The organism is Prevotella melaninogenica (assembly GCF_018128065.1).
Taxonomy (GTDB): domain Bacteria; phylum Bacteroidota; class Bacteroidia; order Bacteroidales; family Bacteroidaceae; genus Prevotella.
In genome coordinates this window covers 1,821,072-1,843,468 of sequence record NZ_CP072360.1, presented here as the reverse complement: position 1 = coordinate 1,843,468, position 22,397 = coordinate 1,821,072, and the positions used below count along the sequence as shown (strand labels likewise).

General features: G+C 42.1%; 17 protein-coding genes. 12 read left to right on the top strand and 5 right to left on the bottom strand.

What is annotated here, in order from left to right:
* Positions 1-219: 219 nt before the first annotated feature.
* Positions 220-708, bottom strand: coding sequence for a Dps family protein (locus J5A56_RS13205; protein ID WP_021670502.1), 489 nt, complete (start codon positions 706-708; stop codon positions 220-222).
* A gap of 332 nt (positions 709-1,040) precedes the next feature.
* Here J5A56_RS13205 and guaB point away from each other — a divergent pair, with 332 nt between their 5' ends.
* The 7 genes from guaB to J5A56_RS13170 all read left to right on the top strand — a co-directional run bounded on the left by guaB (position 1,041) and on the right by J5A56_RS13170 (position 11,045).
* The gene (guaB, locus tag J5A56_RS13200) at positions 1,041-2,525 is read left to right on the top strand and encodes an IMP dehydrogenase (protein WP_021670503.1); all 1,485 of its coding nucleotides are present in this window, start codon (positions 1,041-1,043) and stop codon (positions 2,523-2,525) included.
* 72 nt (positions 2,526-2,597) lie between these two features.
* Positions 2,598-4,022 carry a peptidylprolyl isomerase gene (locus tag J5A56_RS13195; protein ID WP_021670504.1) on the top strand — a complete coding sequence of 475 codons (1,425 nt, stop codon included), beginning with the start codon at positions 2,598-2,600 and terminating at the stop codon, positions 4,020-4,022.
* Positions 4,023-4,039: 17 nt separating this feature from the next.
* Positions 4,040-5,482, top strand: a complete 1,443-nt coding sequence (locus J5A56_RS13190; protein ID WP_021670505.1) for a peptidylprolyl isomerase — start codon at positions 4,040-4,042, stop codon at positions 5,480-5,482.
* A gap of 53 nt (positions 5,483-5,535) precedes the next feature.
* On the top strand, positions 5,536-7,410 hold the full coding sequence (locus J5A56_RS13185; RefSeq protein WP_036918405.1) for an OstA-like protein: 1,875 nt from the start codon (positions 5,536-5,538) through the stop codon (positions 7,408-7,410).
* A 59-nt stretch (positions 7,411-7,469) separates the two neighbouring features.
* Entirely contained in the window at positions 7,470-7,760 is a 291-nt protein-coding gene (locus tag J5A56_RS13180; protein WP_036918407.1) for a hypothetical protein, read from the top strand.
* Positions 7,761-7,768: 8 nt separating this feature from the next.
* Entirely contained in the window at positions 7,769-9,640 is a 1,872-nt protein-coding gene (mutL, locus tag J5A56_RS13175; RefSeq protein ID WP_021670508.1) for a DNA mismatch repair endonuclease MutL, read from the top strand.
* Between the two features lie 241 nt (positions 9,641-9,881).
* Positions 9,882-11,045 (top strand): OmpA family protein, encoded by a 1,164-nt coding sequence (locus tag J5A56_RS13170; protein WP_021670509.1) that lies wholly within the window; start codon positions 9,882-9,884, stop codon positions 11,043-11,045.
* A 129-nt stretch (positions 11,046-11,174) separates the two neighbouring features.
* Here the strand turns inward: J5A56_RS13170 and lipA are convergent, their stop codons facing one another.
* Both lipA and J5A56_RS13160 read right to left on the bottom strand, forming a co-directional pair.
* Positions 11,175-12,998 carry a lipoyl synthase gene (gene lipA / locus J5A56_RS13165; protein WP_021670510.1) on the bottom strand — a complete coding sequence of 608 codons (1,824 nt, stop codon included), beginning with the start codon at positions 12,996-12,998 and terminating at the stop codon, positions 11,175-11,177.
* 897 nt (positions 12,999-13,895) lie between these two features.
* Positions 13,896-14,909 carry an aspartate-semialdehyde dehydrogenase gene (locus J5A56_RS13160; RefSeq protein WP_021670513.1) on the bottom strand — a complete coding sequence of 338 codons (1,014 nt, stop codon included), beginning with the start codon at positions 14,907-14,909 and terminating at the stop codon, positions 13,896-13,898.
* A gap of 230 nt (positions 14,910-15,139) precedes the next feature.
* On the opposite strand from J5A56_RS13160, the gene J5A56_RS13155 reads away from it, so the two are divergent.
* The 5 genes from J5A56_RS13155 (at position 15,140) to J5A56_RS13135 (ending at position 20,360) form a co-directional block, all read left to right on the top strand.
* Entirely contained in the window at positions 15,140-17,257 is a 2,118-nt protein-coding gene (locus tag J5A56_RS13155; RefSeq protein ID WP_021670514.1) for a cation:proton antiporter, read from the top strand.
* Positions 17,258-17,322: 65 nt separating this feature from the next.
* A complete protein-coding gene (locus tag J5A56_RS13150) occupies positions 17,323-17,997 on the top strand; it encodes an ABC transporter ATP-binding protein (RefSeq protein WP_021670515.1) in 675 nt (224 codons plus the stop codon).
* An 87-nt stretch (positions 17,998-18,084) separates the two neighbouring features.
* The gene (locus J5A56_RS13145; protein WP_021670516.1) at positions 18,085-18,468 is read left to right on the top strand and encodes a GxxExxY protein; all 384 of its coding nucleotides are present in this window, start codon (positions 18,085-18,087) and stop codon (positions 18,466-18,468) included.
* A gap of 95 nt (positions 18,469-18,563) precedes the next feature.
* The gene (locus J5A56_RS13140) at positions 18,564-19,421 is read left to right on the top strand and encodes a CvfB family protein (protein WP_021670517.1); all 858 of its coding nucleotides are present in this window, start codon (positions 18,564-18,566) and stop codon (positions 19,419-19,421) included.
* Positions 19,422-19,493: 72 nt separating this feature from the next.
* On the top strand, positions 19,494-20,360 hold the full coding sequence (locus J5A56_RS13135; protein ID WP_021670518.1) for a tRNA threonylcarbamoyladenosine dehydratase: 867 nt from the start codon (positions 19,494-19,496) through the stop codon (positions 20,358-20,360).
* A 415-nt stretch (positions 20,361-20,775) separates the two neighbouring features.
* On the opposite strand, the gene J5A56_RS13130 is transcribed toward J5A56_RS13135, so the two are convergent.
* On the bottom strand, positions 20,776-21,321 hold the full coding sequence (locus J5A56_RS13130) for a hypothetical protein (RefSeq protein ID WP_021670519.1): 546 nt from the start codon (positions 21,319-21,321) through the stop codon (positions 20,776-20,778).
* Between the two features lie 334 nt (positions 21,322-21,655).
* Positions 21,656-22,327, bottom strand: coding sequence for a YiiX/YebB-like N1pC/P60 family cysteine hydrolase (locus J5A56_RS13125; protein ID WP_021670520.1), 672 nt, complete (start codon positions 22,325-22,327; stop codon positions 21,656-21,658).
* Positions 22,328-22,397: the final 70 nt, after the last annotated feature.

Genomic DNA, 22,397 nt, shown 5'->3' with positions numbered 1-22,397 from the left:
ATGGCTAACTCATATGGGAAATATTTGCTAGAAAGTTCTAAAAATAATTCTTTCTTTTCATGTAAAAAAACAAGAAAGAGACTGAATCAAAAAGTAGTCTGTGCTAATGAAGGAGTGCTACAAGTCTATTCAATCCTTCAGTTAAGCCTTCTGACAAATGCACATGCTGTGCATCCTTACTTTTGACTCAGTCTCTTGGCTATTTATAATGTTTTTGTATTATTCTGCGCAGCTCTGTGACTTTGTAGCAACGAGCATCCAAACAGTCTTTTCCTGTTCTTTGAGGAAATCGCTCATCAATGAAACTGTTGTATCATCCTTTGCATCTGAAGCAAGTTCGATGATTCTACGCTCACGTGTAATCAGTGTCTTATAGTAGTCTAAGAGCAAATCAACAGCCTCTTTGCTGCAACTAACAACGTCAGCCTCTTTGATTTCTGCGACCTTGAGATATTCACTGAAACGGCTCTCTGGATTGCTACCTAACTGAAGGATTCGCTCTGCTACCTCATCAACCTTCTCTGCTGCATCGTTGTATAGTTCCTCATACTTGCTATGCAATACAAAGAAACCATGTCCTTTCGCGTTCCAGTGGAAATTGCGGAGGTTGCTGTAGAATACTTGAAGGTCTGCCAATAAAACTGAAAGTTCGTTTACTACGTTCTGTACCTTCTTCTCGTCTAATCCTAATAAATCTAATGTTCTCATCTTTAATATGTTTTTAAGTTGTTGTTTCTTGTTTACGAGTGCAAAGTTAGTGGTTTTTTCAATCTGCTACAACAGATAAATTCTATACACTCATTGATACAATCTATAGATGCTTGTTATTGTCTGATAATGAGTGTGTTATTATCTATATGTTGGCTTTTAGGAAGTATGAATGTAGGCTTGAGATTTTACAGTCATTGGCGAAAAGTAGGGAATATGTTAAGGAATAAATATTAAATACTTTTAATAAGGTATGAGAAAAACAGGAAAAAGCCTGTCTGTTTGATTTTTAATTGCTAAATTTGCATGCAATAAATTTCTAAAATACAATTATGTCATCATTTGTTGCAGACAAAATCGCGATGGACGGCTTAACCTACGATGACGTCCTTTTAATTCCGGCTTATTCAGAAGTACTGCCCAAAGAGGTGGTTTTGAAAACCAAGTTTTCACGTAACATTGCTCTCAATGTACCTTTCGTAACAGCTGCTATGGACACCGTTACGGAGAGTTCTATGGCGATAGCGATTGCACGTGAAGGAGGTATCGGTGTAATTCATAAGAATATGAGCATCGAGGATCAGGCACGACAGGTTGCTATTGTGAAACGAGCTGAGAATGGTATGATTTATGATCCAGTTACTATCCGCAAGGGTCTTACTGTGAAAGATGCGCTTGCTATGATGGCAGACTACCATATCGGTGGTATTCCTGTGGTAGATGATGATAATCATCTCGTTGGAATTGTTACGAATCGTGATCTTCGTTTTGAGCGCCATTTGGATAAGCTCATTGACGATGTGATGACCAAGGAGAATCTTGTTACAACTCATCAGCAGACTGATCTTACAGCAGCTGCGCACATTCTACAGGAAAACAAGATTGAGAAATTACCAGTAGTCGACCGTGAGAATCGTCTCGTAGGTCTGATTACTTATAAGGATATTACCAAAGCTAAGGATAAGCCAATGGCATGTAAGGACGAGAAAGGTCGTCTTCGTGTTGCTGCTGGTGTTGGCGTTACTAATGATACGATGGAGCGTGCACAGGCACTCGTTGCTGCTGGTGTTGATGCTATTGTTATCGATACTGCTCACGGACACTCTGCCGGTGTAATAGGTAAGTTACATGACGTGAAAGCTGCCTTCCCTAACCTCGATGTTGTTGTAGGTAACATTGCGACAGGTGAGGCTGCAAAGTTCTTGGTCGACAATGGTGCTGACGCTGTTAAGGTCGGTATTGGACCTGGTTCTATCTGTACAACACGCGTCGTAGCAGGTGTTGGTGTACCACAGCTGACTGCTGTTTATGATGTTTTCAAGGCGTTGGAGGGAACGGGTGTGCCATTAATTGCTGATGGTGGCTTGCGTTACTCAGGCGATGTTGTTAAGGCATTGGCAGCTGGTGGTAGCAGCGTAATGGTAGGTTCATTGGTTGCTGGTACAGAGGAGTCACCTGGTGATACAATTATCTTCAACGGTCGTAAGTTCAAGAGCTATCGTGGTATGGGGTCATTGGAGGCAATGGAACAGAAGAATGGTTCACGTGACCGTTACTTCCAGAACGATGTTGGCGATGTTAAGAAACTCGTTCCAGAAGGTATTGCTGGTCGTGTTCCTTACAAGGGAACAGTTCAGGAAGTCATCTATCAGCTCGTAGGCGGACTTCGTTCAGGTATGGGGTATTGCGGTGCAGCTTCTATCGAAGACTTGCATAACGCTAAGTTTACTCGTATCACTAACGCTGGTGTATTGGAGAGTCATCCTCATGATATTTCTATTACCAGTGAAGCACCAAACTATTCTCGTCCAGAATAATAAAATAGACGATAAATATTCACCCTCTTCCCTGTTTTTAGGGGAGAGGGTACCTGCGTTAAAATAATAACAATGAAATTCAAAGTAATTCTGTCAGCTCTCCTGCTCTTGACGACAATGGTATACGGGCAGGCTGACCCAACAATAATGACTATCAATGGACAGCCGGTGAGCCGTTCAGAATTTGAGTATTCGTATAATAAGAATAATGCTGAAGGTGTAATTGATAAGAAGAGTGTTGATGAATATGTAGACCTCTTTATTAATTACAAGCTGAAAGTACAAGCTGCACTTGATGCATGCCTTGACACACTTAGCTCTTTCAAGAAGGAGTTTCTTGGCTATCGTAACCAACAGATTCGTCCTACCTTTATAACAGATGCAGATGTTGAGGCGGAAGGACGAAAACTTTATCGTGAGGCACAGCAGCAGGTGGAGGCAAATGGTGGTATGTGGAATTGTGCACATATTCTCATCGGGCTGTATCAGAATGCAGACAAGGAAGCTCAAGAGGCAGCTAAGCAGTTGGCAGATTCTATCTATAACGCTCTTCGAGGCGGTGCTAACTTTGCTGAGCTTGCAAAGAAATATTCAACTGATGTTAACTCAGCCATGAATGGTGGTGAGTTGTTACATCTTCAGAAAGGGCAGACAGTACCTGAGTTTGAGAAGGCTCTGTTTGCTTTGAAGCCAGGTGAGATAAGTGCTCCTGTACTTTCTCCTTTTGGTTATCATATCATTAAGATGGGTGGTCGTGAGAGCTTCCCAACTTATGAAACGCTTCATTCTGATATTATGAAGTATATCGAGATGCAAGGATTGCGTGAACAGATTGTTGATCAGAAGCTCGATTCTCTTGTAAAGAGTGAAGGAAAGACTGTAACTCAGGAACAGTTGTTAGATAGGAAACTTGCTTCATTGGAGGAGAAAGACCCAAATATGAAAAATCTTATCCGTGAGTATTATGACGGTTTGTTGATGATTGAAATGAGTAACCGTGAGGTATGGGATAAGGCTGCTAAAGATGAAAAGGCACTCGATGCTTATTTCCGCAAGCATAAGAAACAATATAAATGGAGTGAACCACGTTTTAAGGGTATAGCCTATCATGTGAAAACAAAGGATGATGTGGATGCAGTGAAGGCATGCGTGAAGAATGTACCTTTTAACCAGTGGGCAGAGAAACTGCGTGATAAGTTCAATGCTGATAACACCATCCGTATTCGTGTGGAGAAGGGTATCTTCCGAAAGGGTGATAATTCATTGATAGACCGTGATGTCTTCGGTATAAAGACGACTGTGAAACCTGTTGCAGGTTACCCTATTGATGCTGTGTTCGGTAAGAAGATAAAGGCACCAGAGGGAATGGAAGATGTGCGTGACCTCGTTGTTTCTAATTATCAAGAGGAACTTGAGAAGGCATGGGTAGAAGCTTTGCGCAAGAAGTATAAAGTGGTTGTTGACAAGAAAGTTCTTTCAACAGTTAATAAGCATTAAGATAATATAGCATTTCAATGAAGATAAATAAAGGAAAAACAATAGTCCTGCTTGCAAGTACAGTTCTTACTGCAATGGGACTGCATGCTGGTGCATTCCGTGCAAGTGGTCCTGTCGCTCTGGCTGATACGGTGAAGACTGAGTTTGCTACGGTAGATAAGCCAAATAGCGTTATTGATGAGGTTATCTGGGTTGTAGGTGATGAACCTATCTTGAAGTCAGAGGTAGAGATAATGAAGCTACAAGGCGAGGCAGAAGGTATGAAGTGGGATGGAGATCCTGAGTGTATCCTACCAGAGCAGATTGCTGTTCAGAAACTGTTTCTACATCAGGCAGCTCTCGATAGTATTGAGGTAACAGAGTCAGAGATTGCTCAAGGTGTTGATCAGCAGATTAACTACTGGATTTCTCTTCCACAGATTGGGTCAAAGGAGAAGCTCGAGGAATTTCAGAATAAGAGTATGACGCAGATTCGCCAAGACCTACATGACGATTATAAGAACCGTCAACTCGTACAGAAGATGCAGGAGAAATTGGTGAGCGACGTCAAGGTTTCACCAGCTGAGGTACGTGAATACTTCAGGAAGTTGCCAGTGGATAGCATTCCAATGATTCCTACAACGGTTGAAGTGGAGATTCTTACACAAACGCCAAAGGTTGAGACTGAGGAGGTAAACCGTATTAAAAATCAATTGCGTGACTATACTGACCGTGTCACGAAGGGCGAGACTTCTTTTGCAACCTTAGCTCGCCTTTACTCTGAGGACCCAGGTTCTGCGCGTCAGGGTGGTGAGTTGGGTTATATGGGACGTGGTATGCTCGATCCAGCTTTTGCTGCAGCAGCTTTCAATCTTACTGATCCAAAGAAGGTTTCAAAGGTTGTTGAGAGCGAGTTTGGTTATCATATCATACAGCTTATTGACCGTCGTGGCGATAAGGTGAACGTTCGTCATATTCTTCTGAAACCAAATGTTTCAATAGCTTCTATTGATGCTGCTAAGGAGCGTTTGGATTCTATTGGTAAGGATATCAGAAATGGTAAGTTTACTTTTGAAGATGCAACGGCTTATCTCTCTGATGATAAGGATACGAAAAATAACCATGGACTGATGGTTAACTCAACAGAGAACGCTCGTACCTCACGTTTTAAGATGAAGGATTTGCCAACAGAAGTGGCTCGTATCGTTGATACAATGAAGGTCGATGAGGTTTCAAAGCCTTTCCAGATGGTGAATGCTCGTGGAAAAGTTGTGTGCGCTATCGTGAAGTTGAAGGCTCGTGTGCCAGAACATAGAGCAACGATAACAGAGGATTTCCAAGCTATGCGTGACATCGTTACAGCTAAGCGTAGAAAAGAGGTTCTCCATGATTGGGTTGTAAAGAAGGTAAAGGAAACCTATGTGAGGATTAATCCTCGATATAGAAATTGTAAGTTCCAATACGAAGGTTGGTTTAAATGACAATAAACAACAGGTATAAAGATATATTTTGCGGGCATAGAATCTTGATAACTATGATTCTATGCCTGTTTGGGCTATGGCAATCGCAGTCGCTTCAGGCACAGAATGTAACGGAAAAGAAGGGTGATAAGTTCTATATTGACCATGCCAGTAATCTACGTCATAATCAGATGGAGATGCCTGATGTGATGATTGCTAAAGGTGATGTTCGTTTTCGTTATAAGGGAATGACGCTTAAGTGCGATAGTGCTTACTTTAATGAGAAATCAAATTGGTTCAAAGCTTTTAGCCGTGTACACATTACTCGTCCTGGTGGCGTGACCCTTGATTGCCAACGTCTCCATTATGATGGCTTTGCACAGATGGTTCATATACGTGGCAAGGTGATAGCAAGAGAGCCTGGTAGGTCTCTCCGTTGTGATAGTTTGGATTATAACACAGCTTCAAAGGTAGCAAACTACTTTGGTGGACGTGGTACGTTGGTTTACAATGGTAATACGGTTATTGCCGATCAGGGCGATTACAATACAGAAACACACGATGCCAACTTCTTTGGTGACGTGGTTATGTTTACGCCAAAGTATCGTATTAATACTCCAGAGGCGCATGGTAATACCGAGACAGGTCTGGTGCATGTCATTGGTAAGTCGGTTATCAAGACTGCCAAAGGTGAGGTTGTGCATACAAATGATGGTACCTACAATAGTAAGACCGACCAAATGGAACTTAATGGACGTTCAGCTATCACTTCTCCTAAGCAGGATGTTGAAGGTGATAATATTATCTATAACAGTTCAACTGGTGAGGCTGAAGGTCATGGTAATGTGAAGATTGTAGACAAAGCAAACAACCGTACAATCATTGGGCAGGATGTATTCTATAATGAGAAGACCGGACATAGTAACGCACGTGGTAATGTTAAGATAGATGATCGTAAGGCACAGCGTGTCATTACGGGTGATGAGGTGACTTATAATGCGAAGACAGGCTATAGTTCTGGACGAGGAAATGTGAAGATTGTGGATAAGTTAAAGCAACGCACGGTGACAGGTCGTGATCTTACCTATAATAGTAATACGCACGAGGGGACTGGCGAAGGCAACGTCTACTACATCGATTATAAGGGTAAGCACGCATTCTATGGTGATTACTTGCATTATACAGACTCTGCAGCGATAGCCTTTGGAGGTAATCCTGGTCCTGTAGCCAAGGACTTTTCACAAGGTGACACGCTCTATGTTCATGCGGATACCATTAGTATGAAGGGCTTTCACATGAACACTCCACAGATGTATCGTGAGATATATGGTGTGAACAATGTTCGTGCTTATCGCACAGACGTGCAGGCTGTATGTGGATTTATGGTCGCCAATACTAAGGATTCATGTCTGACGATGTATGATTATCCTATCGTTTGGAGCGGTACACGACAGTTGGTGGGCGATTCTATCAAGGCTTATATGAATGACTCTACTATCCGTCAGGCATTTGTTTATGGCAATGCTTTCTCAATAGAGAGACTTCCTGAACCCAAGTACTATAATCAGATATCCTCTAATGACATGCGAGCCGACTTTGTTGATGGTGCACTTCGACGTGTTGATGCGTGGGGAAATGTAGAAGTAATCTTCTATCATACCGATAAAGACAGTACGCTCATTGGACATAATTATACGGAGACAGACACACTTCGGATGTTTATATCACCCATACGAAAGTTGCAAAAGATATGGATGTCGAAGTCGAATGGCGTGATTAGTCCAATGACACAGATACCACCTGACAAGTTGACGCTACCTCGCTTTGAACTTTTCGATGAGGCACGACCTAAGGATAAGAATGATATCTTCCGATTGGCTCCACGTAAGACGAATGCAACGGTACGTAATTCGCGAGTGACATTACCACCACGTCAGCAGATAGAGTGACGATATTTGATAAAAAGTAAGCCGTTAGGCATTTCCTTAAGTAACATTCTACAATAATAATGCTATTCTTTCAATCATCACGACCCCGTCGTTTTCACCATGAGTATATGTATGTGGACGAACGAAAGGAACTGCTCAATGACTTAGAGCAGCGTGCTCGTCGTGAGTTGAGTGGTGAAGAGGTCTCGGAAAGTAAGTATCGAGAGGAGCTACAGCGCAAAATCAGTGGTTCTTTAAAGCCTGAGGTGTTATGTCATAGAGGTAATCGCTTCACGGCGATGTGGGTGTCGTTGATTCTTTCGGCAGGTGTTATTGCGTTTCTTATCTTATTTTTATTCATAGCTTTATAGAATCATTCATGAGTGATATTATACAACTTTTACCAGACAGTGTAGCCAACCAAATTGCAGCCGGTGAGGTTATCCAACGTCCAGCTTCGGTTATTAAGGAGTTGGTGGAAAACTCCATTGATGCTGGAGCAACGCATATTGATGTGTTGGTGGTTGATGCTGGTCGCACTTCTATTCAGGTAATCGATGATGGAAAGGGTATGTCGGAGACCGATGCACGCCTTTCTTTCGAGCGTCATGCCACGTCTAAGATTCGTAAGGCAGACGATCTTTTCTCACTTCGTACGATGGGTTTCCGTGGAGAGGCATTGGCTTCCATTGCTGCCGTGGCTCAGATAGAGCTGAAAACACGTATGGCAAGTGAGGATTTGGGTACACACCTGTCTATCGCTGGTAGTCGCTTTACTGGTCAAGAGCCTTGTTCTTGTCCTGTTGGAAGTAACTTTACGGTAGAAAACCTCTTCTTCAACGTCCCTGCTCGGCGCAAGTTCTTGAAGTCGAATACTACCGAACTCAATAATATCATCACTGCCTTTGAACGTATCGTATTGGTCTATCCGCAGATATCGTTTACCTTGCACAGTAATGGAACAGAACTGTTTAGTCTTCGTTCCTGCAGCTATCGTCAGCGTATTGTTGAAGTGTTTGGTAAGCGACTCAATCAAGATCTCCTTCCGATAGATGTTGACACAAGTCTTTGTCACATCCACGGCTTTGTTGGTAAGCCAGAGTCTGCACGTAAGAAAGCTCCCCATCAGTATTTCTTCGTCAACGACCGCTATATGAAACATCCTTATTTTCATAAGGCTGTTATAACGGCTTTCGACCGATTGATACCTCAGGGGGAACAGGTACCCTACTTCCTTTACTTTGATGTCCCAGCAGAGAACATCGATGTAAATATCCATCCGACTAAGACTGAGATAAAGTTTGAGAACGAGCAAGCTATCTGGCAGATTCTGCTTGCTGCTGTCAAAGAGGCTGTAGGACGCTTTAATGATATTCCTGCTATCGACTTTGATACAGAGGGGAAGCCTGATATTCCTGTATTTAATCCTAATGCGGGAATGTCTGCGCCAAAGGTTGATGTCAATCCGTCCTTTAATCCTTTCAAACAGACGGCTCAACCTGCTAAACCTTCAGTGCCAGACGGTTGGGAAGAACTCTATGCAGGCTTGGGTTCTGGCGGTGAAATCCGTCAGTCTAAGCTGTTTGAACAGAGCGAGACAGACGCATTAGACACTGGAATAGAGGAGGGGACAATCATTCCTTCAGTGGCTATGCAGCCCGTTGCAGAGTCGTTGATAGAAGACAAGGCACCCTCTCATTATCAGTATAAGGGCTGTTATATCATGACAGCGGTGAAGTCTGGACTTATGATTATTGACCAGCATCGTGCGCATATTCGTATTCTCTATGAGGAGTATCTGCGTCAATTGTCAGAACATAAGGTACATTCTCAGAAAGTTCTCTTCCCAGAGATGGTTCAATTCTCCGTATCCGACCAAATGAAACTTGAGCAGATACTTCCAGAAATGACAGAGATGGGCTTCCAACTCGATAGTCTTGGCGGTGGAAGTTATGCCGTTAATGGTGTTCCAGCAGGTATTGATGGATTGAATGTCGTTGCTTTGATTAATGAGATGGTGGCTTCAGCTATGGAGAGCGGAACGAGTGCAAAGGAGGAAATTGATCAAGCACTTGCATTGAGTCTTGCTCGTAATGCAGCCATACCACAGGGGCAAGTGCTGAGTAGTATGGAGATGGATAATATCGTCAACGAACTCTTTGCTTGTAGTAATGTTAACTACACGCCTTCTGGCGAACCCATAATTGCAATTATGAAGCAGCCTGATATCGAACATCTCTTCGATAATTGATTGTCTTTTCTTTCTTGTTATTAGCCCTATTAGTCTAATTTATCCAATTAGCCTAATAGGGCTAACAGTTTACTATAATCCTTTATTTGATAGTTCTCAACGTTAAATAAATTGTAAATTTTGGGGAAAAGCGATCCTGATAGATTTTAATTATTATCTTTGTGAACAGACTTAGTATTGCTGGTAAGCACGGTCAGTAATTAAGGAGAAGAATAGGTTAAGATCGTTAAATAATAAGATTATGAAAAAGTTATTGATAGTTTTGGCGTTGGCTGGTGTGTCTATGACCAGTTTTGCCCAAGATGAAGTTCTCACTGAGAAGTACAGTGTTGCTACAAACTCGTTCTGGAGCAACTGGTTTGTACAGCTCGGTGTAGACTGGAACGCATGGTATTCTAACCAAGAGCATGGTCGTGATGCTGCAATCAGTCCTTTGAAGGACTTCCGTTCAAAGCCGGGTGCAGCTTTCGCCATTGGTAAGTGGTTCACACCTGGTATTGGTCTTCGTACAAAGATACAAGGTCTTTGGGGGAAGCGTGTAGGTGCTGACAACAATCCTGCTTCTCAACTGGATAATAGCAATAAGTATTGGATTGCGCAGGAGCAGGTAATGTTTAACCTGAGCAACCTCCTCTGTGGTTACAATGAGAACCGTGTATGGAACCTTGTTCCGTTTGCTGGTGCTGGTTTTGGTCGTTCTATGTCAGCTAACCGTTATGCTATGGGTTTGAGCGCAGGTGTTCAGTCTTCTTGGAAAGTGAGTAAGGGAATGCGTGTTTACCTTGAAGCAGGATGGAATCGCTATGAGGGAGACCTTGATGGTGCAGCCTATGCGAGTAATGAGTATCGTGGATGGGAATCACACGATAATAACCTTTATGCGGAAGTTGGTTTGAGCTTCAATCTCGGTAAGGGCACTTGGAAGAAGACTCCCGACATAGAAACTCTCAATGTACAGCATCAGGCAGCACTCGATGCACTGAATGCACGCCTTCAGGATGCAGAAGAAGAGAATGCACGTCTTCGCAACGAATTGGCAAATCAGAAACCAGTTGAGACTGTTTCTGAGTCAGTGAAGCAGTTGGTGACAACTCCTGTTTCAGTCTTCTTCGAGATCAACCAGTCTACGATTGCTTCTCAGAAAGACCTCGTAAACGTACAGGCACTTGCTAAGTATGCTAAGGATAATAATAATAACCTCCTTGTGACGGGTTATGCTGACAGTGCAACAGGTTCTGCTGCTTACAATCAGAAGTTATCTGAGCGTCGTGCATCTGTTGTTGCTAACGAGCTTGTTAAGATGGGTGTTGAGAACAACAAGATTACAACTGTTGGTAAGGGTGGAGTAGAAACCTTGTCTCCAATCTCTTTCAACCGCCGTGTAACGGTGCAGATTGCAGAATAAGATAAGTATATCAAACTTTTTGTTATGATGATAGGACTAATTGGGCTTATTAGGCTAATTGACCTAATAAGCCCAATACCAGTTCTTTTATCGATGTCCCTTTGTGTCCCTCATCATGTAAGCAATGGCTTAAAGACCCTCTGCGGCATGATAGGACGAGCGGACAAGTGGACCGCTCACCACGTGCTTAAAACCTTTTTCTAATGCTATCTTTTTATACTCTGCAAACCTTTCGGGGGTGATATAAGCCTTGACAGGAAGATGTTGCGCAGTAGGTTGGAGATATTGTCCGAGTGTAAGACGTTGGCAGCCTGTCGCAAGGATGTCATCCATGGTCTCTAAGATTTCTTCATGTGTCTCACCTAAGCCAAGCATGAAGCCGGTCTTGGCTGTGATGCCACAGTTCGTAATCTCTCGTAGCACGTCTAAACTACGCTCATAGCGTGCCACGGAGCGTACGGATGGCGTGAGCCGACGCACGGTTTCCATATTATGTCCTGCTACGTGTGGACGTGTTGCCATTACTTGTCGTATGAGTTCAACCTTACCCATAAAGTCAGGGATTAACAGTTCTATCTTTGTGTCAGGATTCATTCGACGAATCTCTTCGATGGTTTTTACCCAATGCGCTGCACCATAGTCGGGCAGGTCGTCACGGTCAACGGATGTGATGACGGCATAACGCAGTTTGAGTGCCTTCACCGACTCTGCTACATGACGTGGTTCGTCAGGGTTGAGTCGTCTGGGGCGACCACTTAGCGTATTACAGAAGCGACACTTTCGGGTGCAGATGTCACCTCCAATCATCAAAGTTGCTGTGCGTGCCATCCAGCATTCCGAACGATTTGGACAGAGACCGCTCGTGCAGATAGTGTTCAGATGATGCTTTGCAAGAATGCCCGCAGTCTCACCAGTTGACTTCTTCGATGTGAGATCAATCTTCAACCACTCTGGTTTCATCACGTGTGGCTCACGTCCAAAGAGCAAACGTAAGAATTGTCGTGGCTTTAGACCACGGATAATTGTGGATAGGTCTATGTTTTGTAATCTTTCTTCAACAGCCTCTCTTGTGAACGCACAGCCCTTTAGTAGGCTGAGGAAATCGTGGTCGATGTCGCCAAGAAGAAAGTAATCGCCGACTAAGTTGATACTTACAATGACGTTGTTCTTCAGTTCTATATGCGCCTCTAATGTCCCGACACCTTCAAAGCGATGTTTACGAACGAGAGAGTATTTCGGATTTTTCCCATAAACAAACTCATCGGAGACTAATTCTTTTTCAATCTCAGACACCCCTTTCATATCGTCTTCCGTTAGTTCTAAAACCTCCGTACCGCACATTTCTTGTCGTACATAATCCATGAATGTTAAGATGTCCTGCTGTGTATAGTCTGCTACGTTTGTAACCCGCTGTCTGACAGATTTCACACCTTTGCTCTGTAGCTTCTCCTTTGCTGGTGTGAGCGCATTAGAAAGGTGGTCAAGTTGGGTGTCAAAGAGTAGGGAGTTATGCAGTACACTTCGGTTTGTGAGCTGATAGAAGGCGCAGCCTGACACCTTTGTGTTGTCTATGAGAATGTCATTACGTCCCGAAAGCTTTGCGTCAATCTTCAGTCCTTGCAGCAAATCTGCCATCCGTTGCATATATTGAGCGAAGGCTTCATTGGCATTGACTGCACGAGATATATAAGAAAACTGGATACAGCCTGTGTCGGCATAGATACATCCGCCACCGCTTTTCCGTCTGAAAATATCAATCTTGTGTTCTTTGCAGTAGTCGGTGTTTACCTCATTGTCAATTAGTTGGTTGCGTCCCAACATCACCGTTGGACGCACACGCCATCCTATGAAATAATCATCGTCGGTGTAGTGGCGTGCTACATATTCTTCCACAGCAAAGTAGAAAGGCAGTTGATGGATCGTATCTGGTTTAGGTAGTAGGATATATTTCATCGTTGGTATTGATTTTTTATGGGAACAAATGTACAAATAAAATAATGAAAGAGAGAAAAGAAAGTAAAGAAAATAGTAGGAAGCTCCCATTGGACTTATTAGGCAAATTAGAGTTCTTTCGTTAAAGAGGGGTATTAATTAGCTTTGTCATAATTTGAGTAGAAGAGAGTCCGTAAGATGACAAAACGTAATCCATGATTTTATGATTTGATTTCGGTGGTAATTTATAGACCTCGCTTATAGGTTTATCGCTGACATAAATATGATTCTGTAATTGTAGATACTCATGGAGAAAGTATAAACAAAAAGACAACTGAACAGAAAAGGCAGATAGTTACAGATCTATTCATCGCTCTGTTTTACACATACTAAGATCAACTTACCTCTTTGTTCGTTAGGTTGTGTAAAACATTTTCGCACTCATTAAAAGCTACACATGCTCTTTTGGCTTTGAAAAGACGCCCAATTGGCTTTGAAGAGATGCCCTTTTGAGGTCTTACTAACGCCCTTTTGAAGTCCAATTAAGCACCTTTTGCAAGAGACTTTTGTAACTAATTGATATTATGCAAGTTGCAAGACTGCTTTTTATGCTCGTTTTTGGCTATTTTTATAGGACTTTCTTTCGGAATAATGTAATGTTTTTTCTCAAATCATAACCAGCTTTTTTTAGATATTAGAAGGAATAGTTTTCAACTCTTCTATACGCAATAGGCATCTACGCATTTAACGGAAGAACCGAAATTACTCCCCCCATCACGTAAGTCGCTTATAGAAACGATAATTAGATGATAACAGAAGAGCGTATCAAGAAAGTTAAGAACTTCCTGATACGCTCTTTCCTTATGTTTAGTAACCTATCCTTTTCGGTAATCACTCTCGCTCTTATGGGGGGAAGGCTTACTTTACATTCCCCACCTTAATCAAGTACTCTGCAATTTGTACAGCATTCAATGCGGCACCCTTACGAATCTGATCACCTGTGAGCCAAAGCGTATTGCCATTGTCATCAGCAAGGTCTTTACGGATACGGCCCACATAGATATCATCGTGACCAGCACTCTCAAGTGGCATTGGGTAGACGTAATTCTGTGGATCATCAACGACAGTGACACCTGGAGCAGCCTTCAACGCCTCACGAATCTCCTCAACAGAGAGTGGACGCTCGGTCTCAAACCATACAGCCTCAGAGTGACTGCGGAGAGAAGACACGCGAACACAGGTTGCAGAAGTACGCACGTCAGAGTGCATAATCTTACGTGTTTCGTTGAACATTTTCATCTCTTCCTTCGTATAGTCGTTCTCGGTCATCTTGTCAATCTGTGGGATGACATTGTATGCCAACTGATGTGGGAACTTCTCAACAGTCTTCACCTCACCAGTCTCAACAAGTTCCTTGTACTGTTGTTGCAACTCTTCCATAGCGGCAGCACCTGCACCAGAAGCACTCTGATAGCTGCTGATATGTATCTTCTTGATATGGCTGAGCTTATCGATTGGATTCAATACGACAACCATCATAATAGTAGTACAATTAGGGTTGGCAATGATACCACGTGGACGGTTCAATGCATCTTCGGCATTAATCTCTGGAACAACCAATGGCACATCATCATCTTGACGGAACTGACTTGAATTGTCAATCATGACAGCACCATACTTGGTGATAGTCTCAGCAAATTCAGCAGAAGTACCGCCACCTGCACTGGTGAAAGCGATGTCTACATCCTTGAAATCATCGTTGTGCTGGAGCAGTTTTACCTCGTATTCCTTACCCTTGAATGTATATTTCTTACCAGCTGAACGCTTTGAACCAAAGAGGACAAGCTCGTCCATTGGGAAGTTTCTCTCAGCTAAGATGCGTAGGAACTCCTGACCTACGGCACCACTGGCACCAATAATTGCTACTTTCATATCTTTTATCTTTATTTGTTTACTAACCTATTCGTAGTTGCAAATTTACCATTTTCCCTTAAGATAAGCAACGGTATGTTAGTCTTTTTTCGTTTTTTATAGATATAACTGTGATAGACTGTCGTTTTCTTTTATTTAGTAATGATTATATATCGATGTATTAGGGAAGTATTATTAGGCTGTTGCAAAAGTTTTTTCGTAACTTTGCAGACAGTAATTTATAGACACGCATGTTGAATTTATCTCAATATTTCCCGATAACCGACCCGACATTGATTTTCTTTGTTGTACTGCTGATGATATTGCTTTCGCCTATCATAATGGGACGACTGCGCATTCCACATATCATTGGAATGGTACTGGCGGGTGTTCTTGTCGGTAAGTATGGGCTGAATATCCTTGGTCGTGATGCTTCGTTTGAACTTTTTGGGCGTGTAGGACTATTTTATATCATGTTCCTTGCAGGTCTGGAAATGGATATGGAGGGACTGAAGAAAAACCGAAATAGGGTGGTGGTCTTCGGGTTGTTAACCTTCCTCGTCCCCTTTACAATGACCTATTTTATGGGAGTCGGTCTTTTGGGGTACATCCCTTTGGCATCACTGCTACTCGCAGCAATCATGGCATCTAATACGTTGATAGCCTATCCGATAGTAGGGCGATACGGACTGACACGGCATACAAGTTCAACGTTGAGTGTGGGTTCGTCAATGATGGCACTCTTTATGGCGTTGATAGTCATGGCATCCATTGTTAACTCGTTTCATGGGAATGGTGGTATACTCTTTTGGCTACTATTCATTCTGAAGTTTGTAGCTTATTGTGTTGGTCTTATTATGGTGATTCCACGTGTGACACGCTGGTTTCTTCGTCGCTATTCAGATGCAGTGATGCAGTTTATCTTCATCCTTGCTATCGTCTTTCTTTCGGCAGCTTTGTCTGATGCAGTAGGTTTGGAAGGAATCTTCGGAGCGTTCATGTCTGGTTTGATATTGAACCGATTTGTGCCAAAGGTATCTCCATTGATGAATCGCATAGAGTTTACGGGTAACGCTTTGTTTATTCCTTACTTCCTTATTGGCGTGGGTATGTTGATAAACGTACGCCTACTTTTTGCAGGAAGTAAGATTCTTTGGGTTGTATTCTGTATCGTATTCTTTGGTACTTTGGGTAAGGCTGTGGCTGCCTACTTGGCAGCTCGTATATTTCGTATGTCTTGGTTGGCAGGTCACATGATGTTCGGTTTGACCAGTGCCCATGCCGCTGGTGCTATTGCGATGGTAATGGTAGGGCGTAGATTGGAGATTGCTCCAAGACAGTATCTCTTTGGTGATGAGGTGTTGAATGGTATTGTTATTATGATTCTTTTCACCTGTGTCATCTCAACTGTCATTACCGAACGAGCTGCACAACGGCTTCGTTTGCAGGAGAAGGACGACATGGATTTGATGAAGGACCTCGATGATGAGAAGATACTTATACCTGTAAAGTACCCAGAGTATTCTGATAATCTTGTTACCATGGCTACGTTGATGCGTAACCCACGTTTGAAACGAGAGTTGGTGGCTTTGAATGTAGTTTATGATGATGTGAATATGCTCCATAATCAGGCGGAGGGACAGCGTTTGTTGACCCATCTCTGTGATTTGGCGAGTGCTTCAGATGTTCCAATGACAACGCAGGTACGTATTGCTGCTAATATTGCTAATGGTATCAAGCATGCTTTTAAAGAATTTCAGGCATCAGAGATTCTGATGGGATTACACTTTCATAAGGAGATAAGCCGTAGCTTTTGGGGAGAGTTCACACGAAGTCTTTATAACGGATTGAGTCGTCAGATTATCGTGACACGTATTCTCCAACCGTTGAATACAATTCGTCGAATACAAGTAGCTATCCCTTCTCGTGCTGAGTTTGAACCAGGTTTCTATCGTTGGTTAGAACGATTAGCACGTATGGCAGGTAACTTAGAGTGTCGTATCATTTTCCACGGACGTAAGGATACTTTGGTACTTGTGAATGAGTTTATCCGCAATCGTTTCCCAAGTGTAAGAGCTGAATATGAGGAGATGAACCATTGGAACGAGTTGCCTATGCTTGGTTCGAAGGTTAGAGAGGATCATCTCTTTGTCATTGTGACAGCACGCAAGGGTACGATATCCTATAAGACTGCGATGGAGAGATTGCCAGAGGAGCTGAATAAATGTGTTAAGGGCAAGACAATTATGATTATCTTTCCTGATCAGTATGGTAATCGAATGGACGATATGACCTTTGCGCAGCCACAGCATACGGAGGAACGCAGTGCATACGAGGCTGTGAGAGAGTGGATTCATAATAAGGTGTAAGAGGTTATTAGCCCAATTAGGCTTATTAGCCTAATTAGCCCAATAGCCCAATAAAAGAATAGAATATGATTGACATTAAGAACATAACGAAAAGTTTTGGTTCGCTTCAAGTGTTGAAGGGTATCGACCTACGCATTGAGAAGGGTGAGGTTGTCAGTATTGTTGGTCCATCTGGAGCAGGTAAGACTACCTTGTTACAGATTCTTGGAACACTGGATAAGCCTGATAGTGGTTCTGTTGTTGTGGATGGTGTAGATGTTGGTAGCCTGTCAGCTGGTAAGTTGAGTGATTTTCGCAACCAGCATTTGGGCTTTGTCTTCCAGTTCCATCAGTTGCTTCCAGAGTTTACAGCCCTTGAGAATATTATGATTCCAGCTTATATTGCCGGGAAGAAAACTAAGGAAGCACGCCAGCGTGCCGAAGAACTATTGGAGTTTATGGGTCTGAGCGACCGTGCTAACCACAAGCCTAATGAGCTTTCTGGTGGTGAAAAGCAGCGTGTGGCAGTAGCGCGTGCGTTGGTAAACAACCCTGCTGTTATCCTTGCCGATGAACCTTCGGGTAGTTTGGACTCAAAGAACAAGCAGGAACTACACCAACTCTTCTTCGATCTCCGTGATAAGTTCGGTCAGACCTTCGTTATTGTTACACACGATGAGGGACTCGCAAATATCACAGACAGAACGATACATCTTAAAGACGGCTTGATACAGAATGACATCTGTCAAGAGACAGAATGATGTTTGTTGAAAGACAGAATGACATAATGACATATTCTTTATAGAGTATGTTTGTAGACGATAAACTTAATAATTACTAATAGCTTGATGAATACTGAAGAGGTTATAAAGCTGATAATCAATAAAGCCTACGAGGTTCGGAGCCATTTTGTAGCTGGGTATTTAGAGAGTGTTTATAAAAAAGCACTGCTGATAGAACTTAGAGAAGCCGGATTGATAGTAGAGGAAGAGGTTGAGATGCCTGTGATGTATAAAGGTCATGTGATAGGTGTTTTTCGTGCAGATATTGTCGTGGATAAATGTGTTATCATAGAACTAAAAGCTGTTGCTCAGTTATTACCAGCACACGCAATTCAGCTTGTAAACTATCTCTCTGTGTCTGGAATAGATAATGGGCTGCTTATAAATTTTGGCTCGACTGAACGGCTGGAGATTAAACGTAAGTATAGGGTTTATAACCCTCATAACTAAAAGGTAAATCGAGCGAAAGCTCGATAAGAAAATATGTCATTGAAAGAATATGTCTTTATGTCATTCTGGCTTCAGACAATTTAAAAACAGGAAATATGTCTAAAATAAAACTTGGAGCATACAATACGCTCACAGTACAGAAGATTGCCTTGCGTGAAGGCAATGGTGATCCGTTCGGACTATATCTTGATGGTGGTCCGGCTGGTGAGATTCTCATGCCTCAGAAGTATGTGCCAGAGGGAACAGAGATTGGTGATGAATTAGAGGTGTTTGTCTATCTTGATCAGGATGAACGCCCGATTGCAACTACTGAAGAACCTTTGGCACAGGTAGGCGACTTCGCTTACTTGGAGTGTTCGTGGGTGAATGAGTATGGTGCGTTCCTGTCTTGGGGTGTGATGAAAGACCTCTTTTGCCCTTTCCGTGAGCAAAAGAAGCGCATGGTCATTGGCAATAGCTATATTGTTTATGTTCATCTTGACGAAGAGAGCTATCGTCTTGTTGCCTCTGCAAAAGTTGAGCACTATCTTGACGAACAGCCACGAGGTTATAAGCATGGGCAGGAAGTTGACCTACTGGTATGGCAGAAGACCGATCTTGGCTTCAAAGTCATTGTTGATAATCAGTATCCGGGACTTATCTATGAGGATCAGGTGTTCCAGTATGTCCATACTGGTGACCGTTTGAAGGGTTACATCTCTACGGTTCGTCGTGATGGTAAGATTGACTGTACACTTCAGCCAACAGGACAACAGCACGCAGAAGACTTTGCGGAAGTTCTGCTTCAGTACTTGAAGGATAATGGTGGTGTGTGCGATCTCGGTGATAAGAGCGAAGCAGAGGATATCAAACGTCGTTTCCAAGTATCGAAGAAGGTGTATAAACGTGCAGTTGGCGATCTTTACAAGCGTCATCTGATTATGGTTGAACCACTATCAATAAAGTTAGTATAAAGGCTTTTCTCTAATCCCTTTCCTTCTTTGGATGAGTTTAGAGAGGCTTTCATAAAAGGATAAACAAACACAATGCAAAGTCAATTTTCAAGAACTGAGATGCTTCTCGGCAGACCTGCTGTTGACACATTGAAAGGTAGTCGGGTGGCAGTCTTTGGTGTTGGTGGAGTGGGAGGATATGTTGTTGAGGTACTTGCACGTAGTGGTGTGGGTGCTATTGACATTATTGACAATGATACAGTGTGCATTACGAATGTCAACCGACAGCTTCTGACCACTACAAAGAACGTTGGAAAGAATAAGGTCGATGTTGCAGAAGAACGTATCCATGATATCAACCCCGATTGTATTGTGCGGAAGTATCAGACTTTTTATCTTCCAGAGACAGCAGACCAGTTCGACTTCTCCATTTATGATTATGTCGTTGACTGCATCGATACGGTTAAGGCAAAGATAGATCTTGTTTATCGTTGTCATGAAGTTAAAACTCCCTTACTCTCTTGTATGGGTGCAGCATTCAAACTCGACCCCACTCAGTTCCGTGTAACTGACCTCTTCAAAACCATTAATGACCCATTAGCAAAGGTGATTCGCAAGAAGCTTCGTAAGTCGAATATCAAACATCTAAAAGTTGTTTATAGTCCCGAAGAGCCGCTTACAAGTATCAAGTTTCCTGATGATTCTGTAAGTAGCACTGATGCAAGTGAGGACCAGACAACTCGCAGCGTTCCAAGCTCAAATGCTTGGGTACCAGCTGCTGCAGGATTGATAGCAGGCGGTGAGGTTGTGAAAGACCTCATCAAGGCTGCCAACACTATGCGCATCCGTCCTGAAGATGAGGCTACAAGTGAGCCTGCTCGTATTGCTCATGAGCGTGCTGTAAAGATGCTGGAAGAACATAAACGACTCAAGGAGGATATGACACGAGACGTTAAGTAGTTTTTTGTATAGAGTTTAACCGAATAATGTTCAATTTAGTTTGCTGTCATTTTAACATTTGCTTGAATAATACTTATTATCAGTTATTTATAAGTATAGTTTAGGTGACAGGAATGACAGCAAACTTTTAATTTGATGTCACGTTCAGATTCTCATTTATTCTCTTAACTGGAGTAATGATACAATGGTAAATAAAACTCTGTATACCGATGAATGAGAGCTATAATTCTTGTTTATAAGCTACGTATTTATGCTCAGCACTTGTGGTGTTTATGCTCAGCACATATTGTGCTGATGCTTAGCACCAATGGTGCGGAGAGCTAACTCCCTATTAAAATGATGTTTTGTAATAGGGAGTAACTTGTAGATTAACTTGTAAGTTTGTTGAAGTTGCGGAGTAATTATAGGAATGTTATTACCAGTTAATTCCAAATCCGATGCTTGCAAAGATTATAGTTCTGTCTTTGTAGAGATTTGTTCGTGAATTGTAATGTCGGACGCCCAATCCGAATCTTGGCTTTACTTTGCAAGTTCCCAAGTCGGTGAACGCCATTGCCTCATAGTAGTCATATTTCCAATCGCTATTTTTTCGTTTCATATTACTGCCATATCCGATTTGTGCACCAATATTACAATTCTCTGTGTGATAGACTACGTAGCCAAGATTTAAGCCTACAATGTGACTATGAGCATAGTCTTTTATACCATTCTCTTTAAAAAGAGCGATAGCGTTCTCATATCTAAGGTTTGCATATAAGTTGTCGGTAATATTGTAACCTAAGTCACAACATAGTTCGTAGGGCTTAAACTGTTTTGAAAGTCCTGTTCCTTGGATCTGCATTAAGGTCCTAAATGTCCCTTTCTGTGAGAATGCTGCTATTGGGATTAGTAATAGGAAGAGAAGAATAAGTTTTTGTCTCGTTTTCGAAACAAGGAACTCTGCGTAAGATAGTTTTCTCATTGTAACTGGATCTAATTAAATGATTAATATTCGTTTCAAAAATAGAAAATATAATGTTTCATGCCAAGTCTTTTAGGTGACATTACTTGAAAGATTATTAGTTTTTAACGAAGTTCGAGTATTGATAGGTAAGTGAGGTATAGATTAGATGGGTTTTATATGAATTAATTTACTGTCATTCCTGTCACTCTTTGTGAGTTCTTAAATGCTTAATATATAGGAATTTAATGAGAAATGTTAAAATGATAGCAAACGAAATTATACTTATATTTGAGTTTAAGCTTAACTCTTTGATAGTATTATAGTATAGCGAAGAACACTCCCAACGAATAATTTATTTGGCGGATGGAGTTTCGAATTCGTAAGTAACCTTTACCGCTTTGTCACGAGACAGTTGTCCAGGGTTGGTTCCAGGTTCTCCTTCTGGTACTTCACGATGATAGAAGGCATAGAATTGAGTCCAAGCATCTAAGATTTTTCCATTGTTATCGTGGAAGGACATCGGGATTGTAGAGAAAATAGGTAAGCCGTGGTGATTGACAAATGATTTCTGAATCAATTCGCTACAATAGATTTCTTTGTCATCAGGCATATAGAAACGATCGTATGGTCGACCGAGGTAGCTTAATGCTTGCTTCATAGAAGTATTCATATCACAATCAACAATTACTCTACCTACAGCAATGTGCGGTTTTCCATCTTTCCATTTTGAACGATTAAGGAAGGTGGTAAGAGGGGTAAGTGACACTGGCTTGCCATATGCTTCTAATGCATAATCTGCGCTATCTGTATGATGGAAGATAGCCACGTGGTCAATCTTTAATCCATTAATGCCTTGCGTTGCATCTGTGATAGGGTTGCTTGTTTCCTTCACGACGAACATGAGGTCGCCCTCGTGCAAGTTATGTAATGATATGTTATCATCTTGGAAAGTATCAGCAGAACAACCTGCTAAGAAAATAAGACATACCAAGATGAGGTTTGATAGAATTTTCTTTAGTTTCATAATAGTTTACTTTATGTGTGTTATGTTTAAGTTTCGTCGGGAGTATTCTTATGGGTAAATAAAAAAAACG

Excerpts from the sequence above, each read along its gene's own strand:
- J5A56_RS13205 (WP_021670502.1), bottom strand. The coding sequence starts at position 708 with ATGAGAACATTAGATTTATTAGGATTAGACGAGAAGAAGGTACAGAAC.
- guaB (WP_021670503.1), top strand. The coding sequence starts at position 1,041 with ATGTCATCATTTGTTGCAGACAAAATCGCGATGGACGGCTTAACCTAC.
- J5A56_RS13195 (WP_021670504.1), top strand. The coding sequence starts at position 2,598 with ATGAAATTCAAAGTAATTCTGTCAGCTCTCCTGCTCTTGACGACAATG.
- J5A56_RS13190 (WP_021670505.1), top strand. The coding sequence starts at position 4,040 with ATGAAGATAAATAAAGGAAAAACAATAGTCCTGCTTGCAAGTACAGTT.
- J5A56_RS13185 (WP_036918405.1), top strand. The coding sequence starts at position 5,536 with ATGATTCTATGCCTGTTTGGGCTATGGCAATCGCAGTCGCTTCAGGCA.
- J5A56_RS13180 (WP_036918407.1), top strand. The coding sequence starts at position 7,470 with ATGCTATTCTTTCAATCATCACGACCCCGTCGTTTTCACCATGAGTAT.
- mutL (WP_021670508.1), top strand. The coding sequence starts at position 7,769 with ATGAGTGATATTATACAACTTTTACCAGACAGTGTAGCCAACCAAATT.
- J5A56_RS13170 (WP_021670509.1), top strand. The coding sequence starts at position 9,882 with ATGAAAAAGTTATTGATAGTTTTGGCGTTGGCTGGTGTGTCTATGACC.
- lipA (WP_021670510.1), bottom strand. The coding sequence starts at position 12,998 with ATGAAATATATCCTACTACCTAAACCAGATACGATCCATCAACTGCCT.
- J5A56_RS13160 (WP_021670513.1), bottom strand. The coding sequence starts at position 14,909 with ATGAAAGTAGCAATTATTGGTGCCAGTGGTGCCGTAGGTCAGGAGTTC.
- J5A56_RS13155 (WP_021670514.1), top strand. The coding sequence starts at position 15,140 with ATGTTGAATTTATCTCAATATTTCCCGATAACCGACCCGACATTGATT.
- J5A56_RS13150 (WP_021670515.1), top strand. The coding sequence starts at position 17,323 with ATGATTGACATTAAGAACATAACGAAAAGTTTTGGTTCGCTTCAAGTG.
- J5A56_RS13145 (WP_021670516.1), top strand. The coding sequence starts at position 18,085 with ATGAATACTGAAGAGGTTATAAAGCTGATAATCAATAAAGCCTACGAG.
- J5A56_RS13140 (WP_021670517.1), top strand. The coding sequence starts at position 18,564 with ATGTCTAAAATAAAACTTGGAGCATACAATACGCTCACAGTACAGAAG.
- J5A56_RS13135 (WP_021670518.1), top strand. The coding sequence starts at position 19,494 with ATGCAAAGTCAATTTTCAAGAACTGAGATGCTTCTCGGCAGACCTGCT.
- J5A56_RS13130 (WP_021670519.1), bottom strand. The coding sequence starts at position 21,321 with ATGAGAAAACTATCTTACGCAGAGTTCCTTGTTTCGAAAACGAGACAA.
- J5A56_RS13125 (WP_021670520.1), bottom strand. The coding sequence starts at position 22,327 with ATGAAACTAAAGAAAATTCTATCAAACCTCATCTTGGTATGTCTTATT.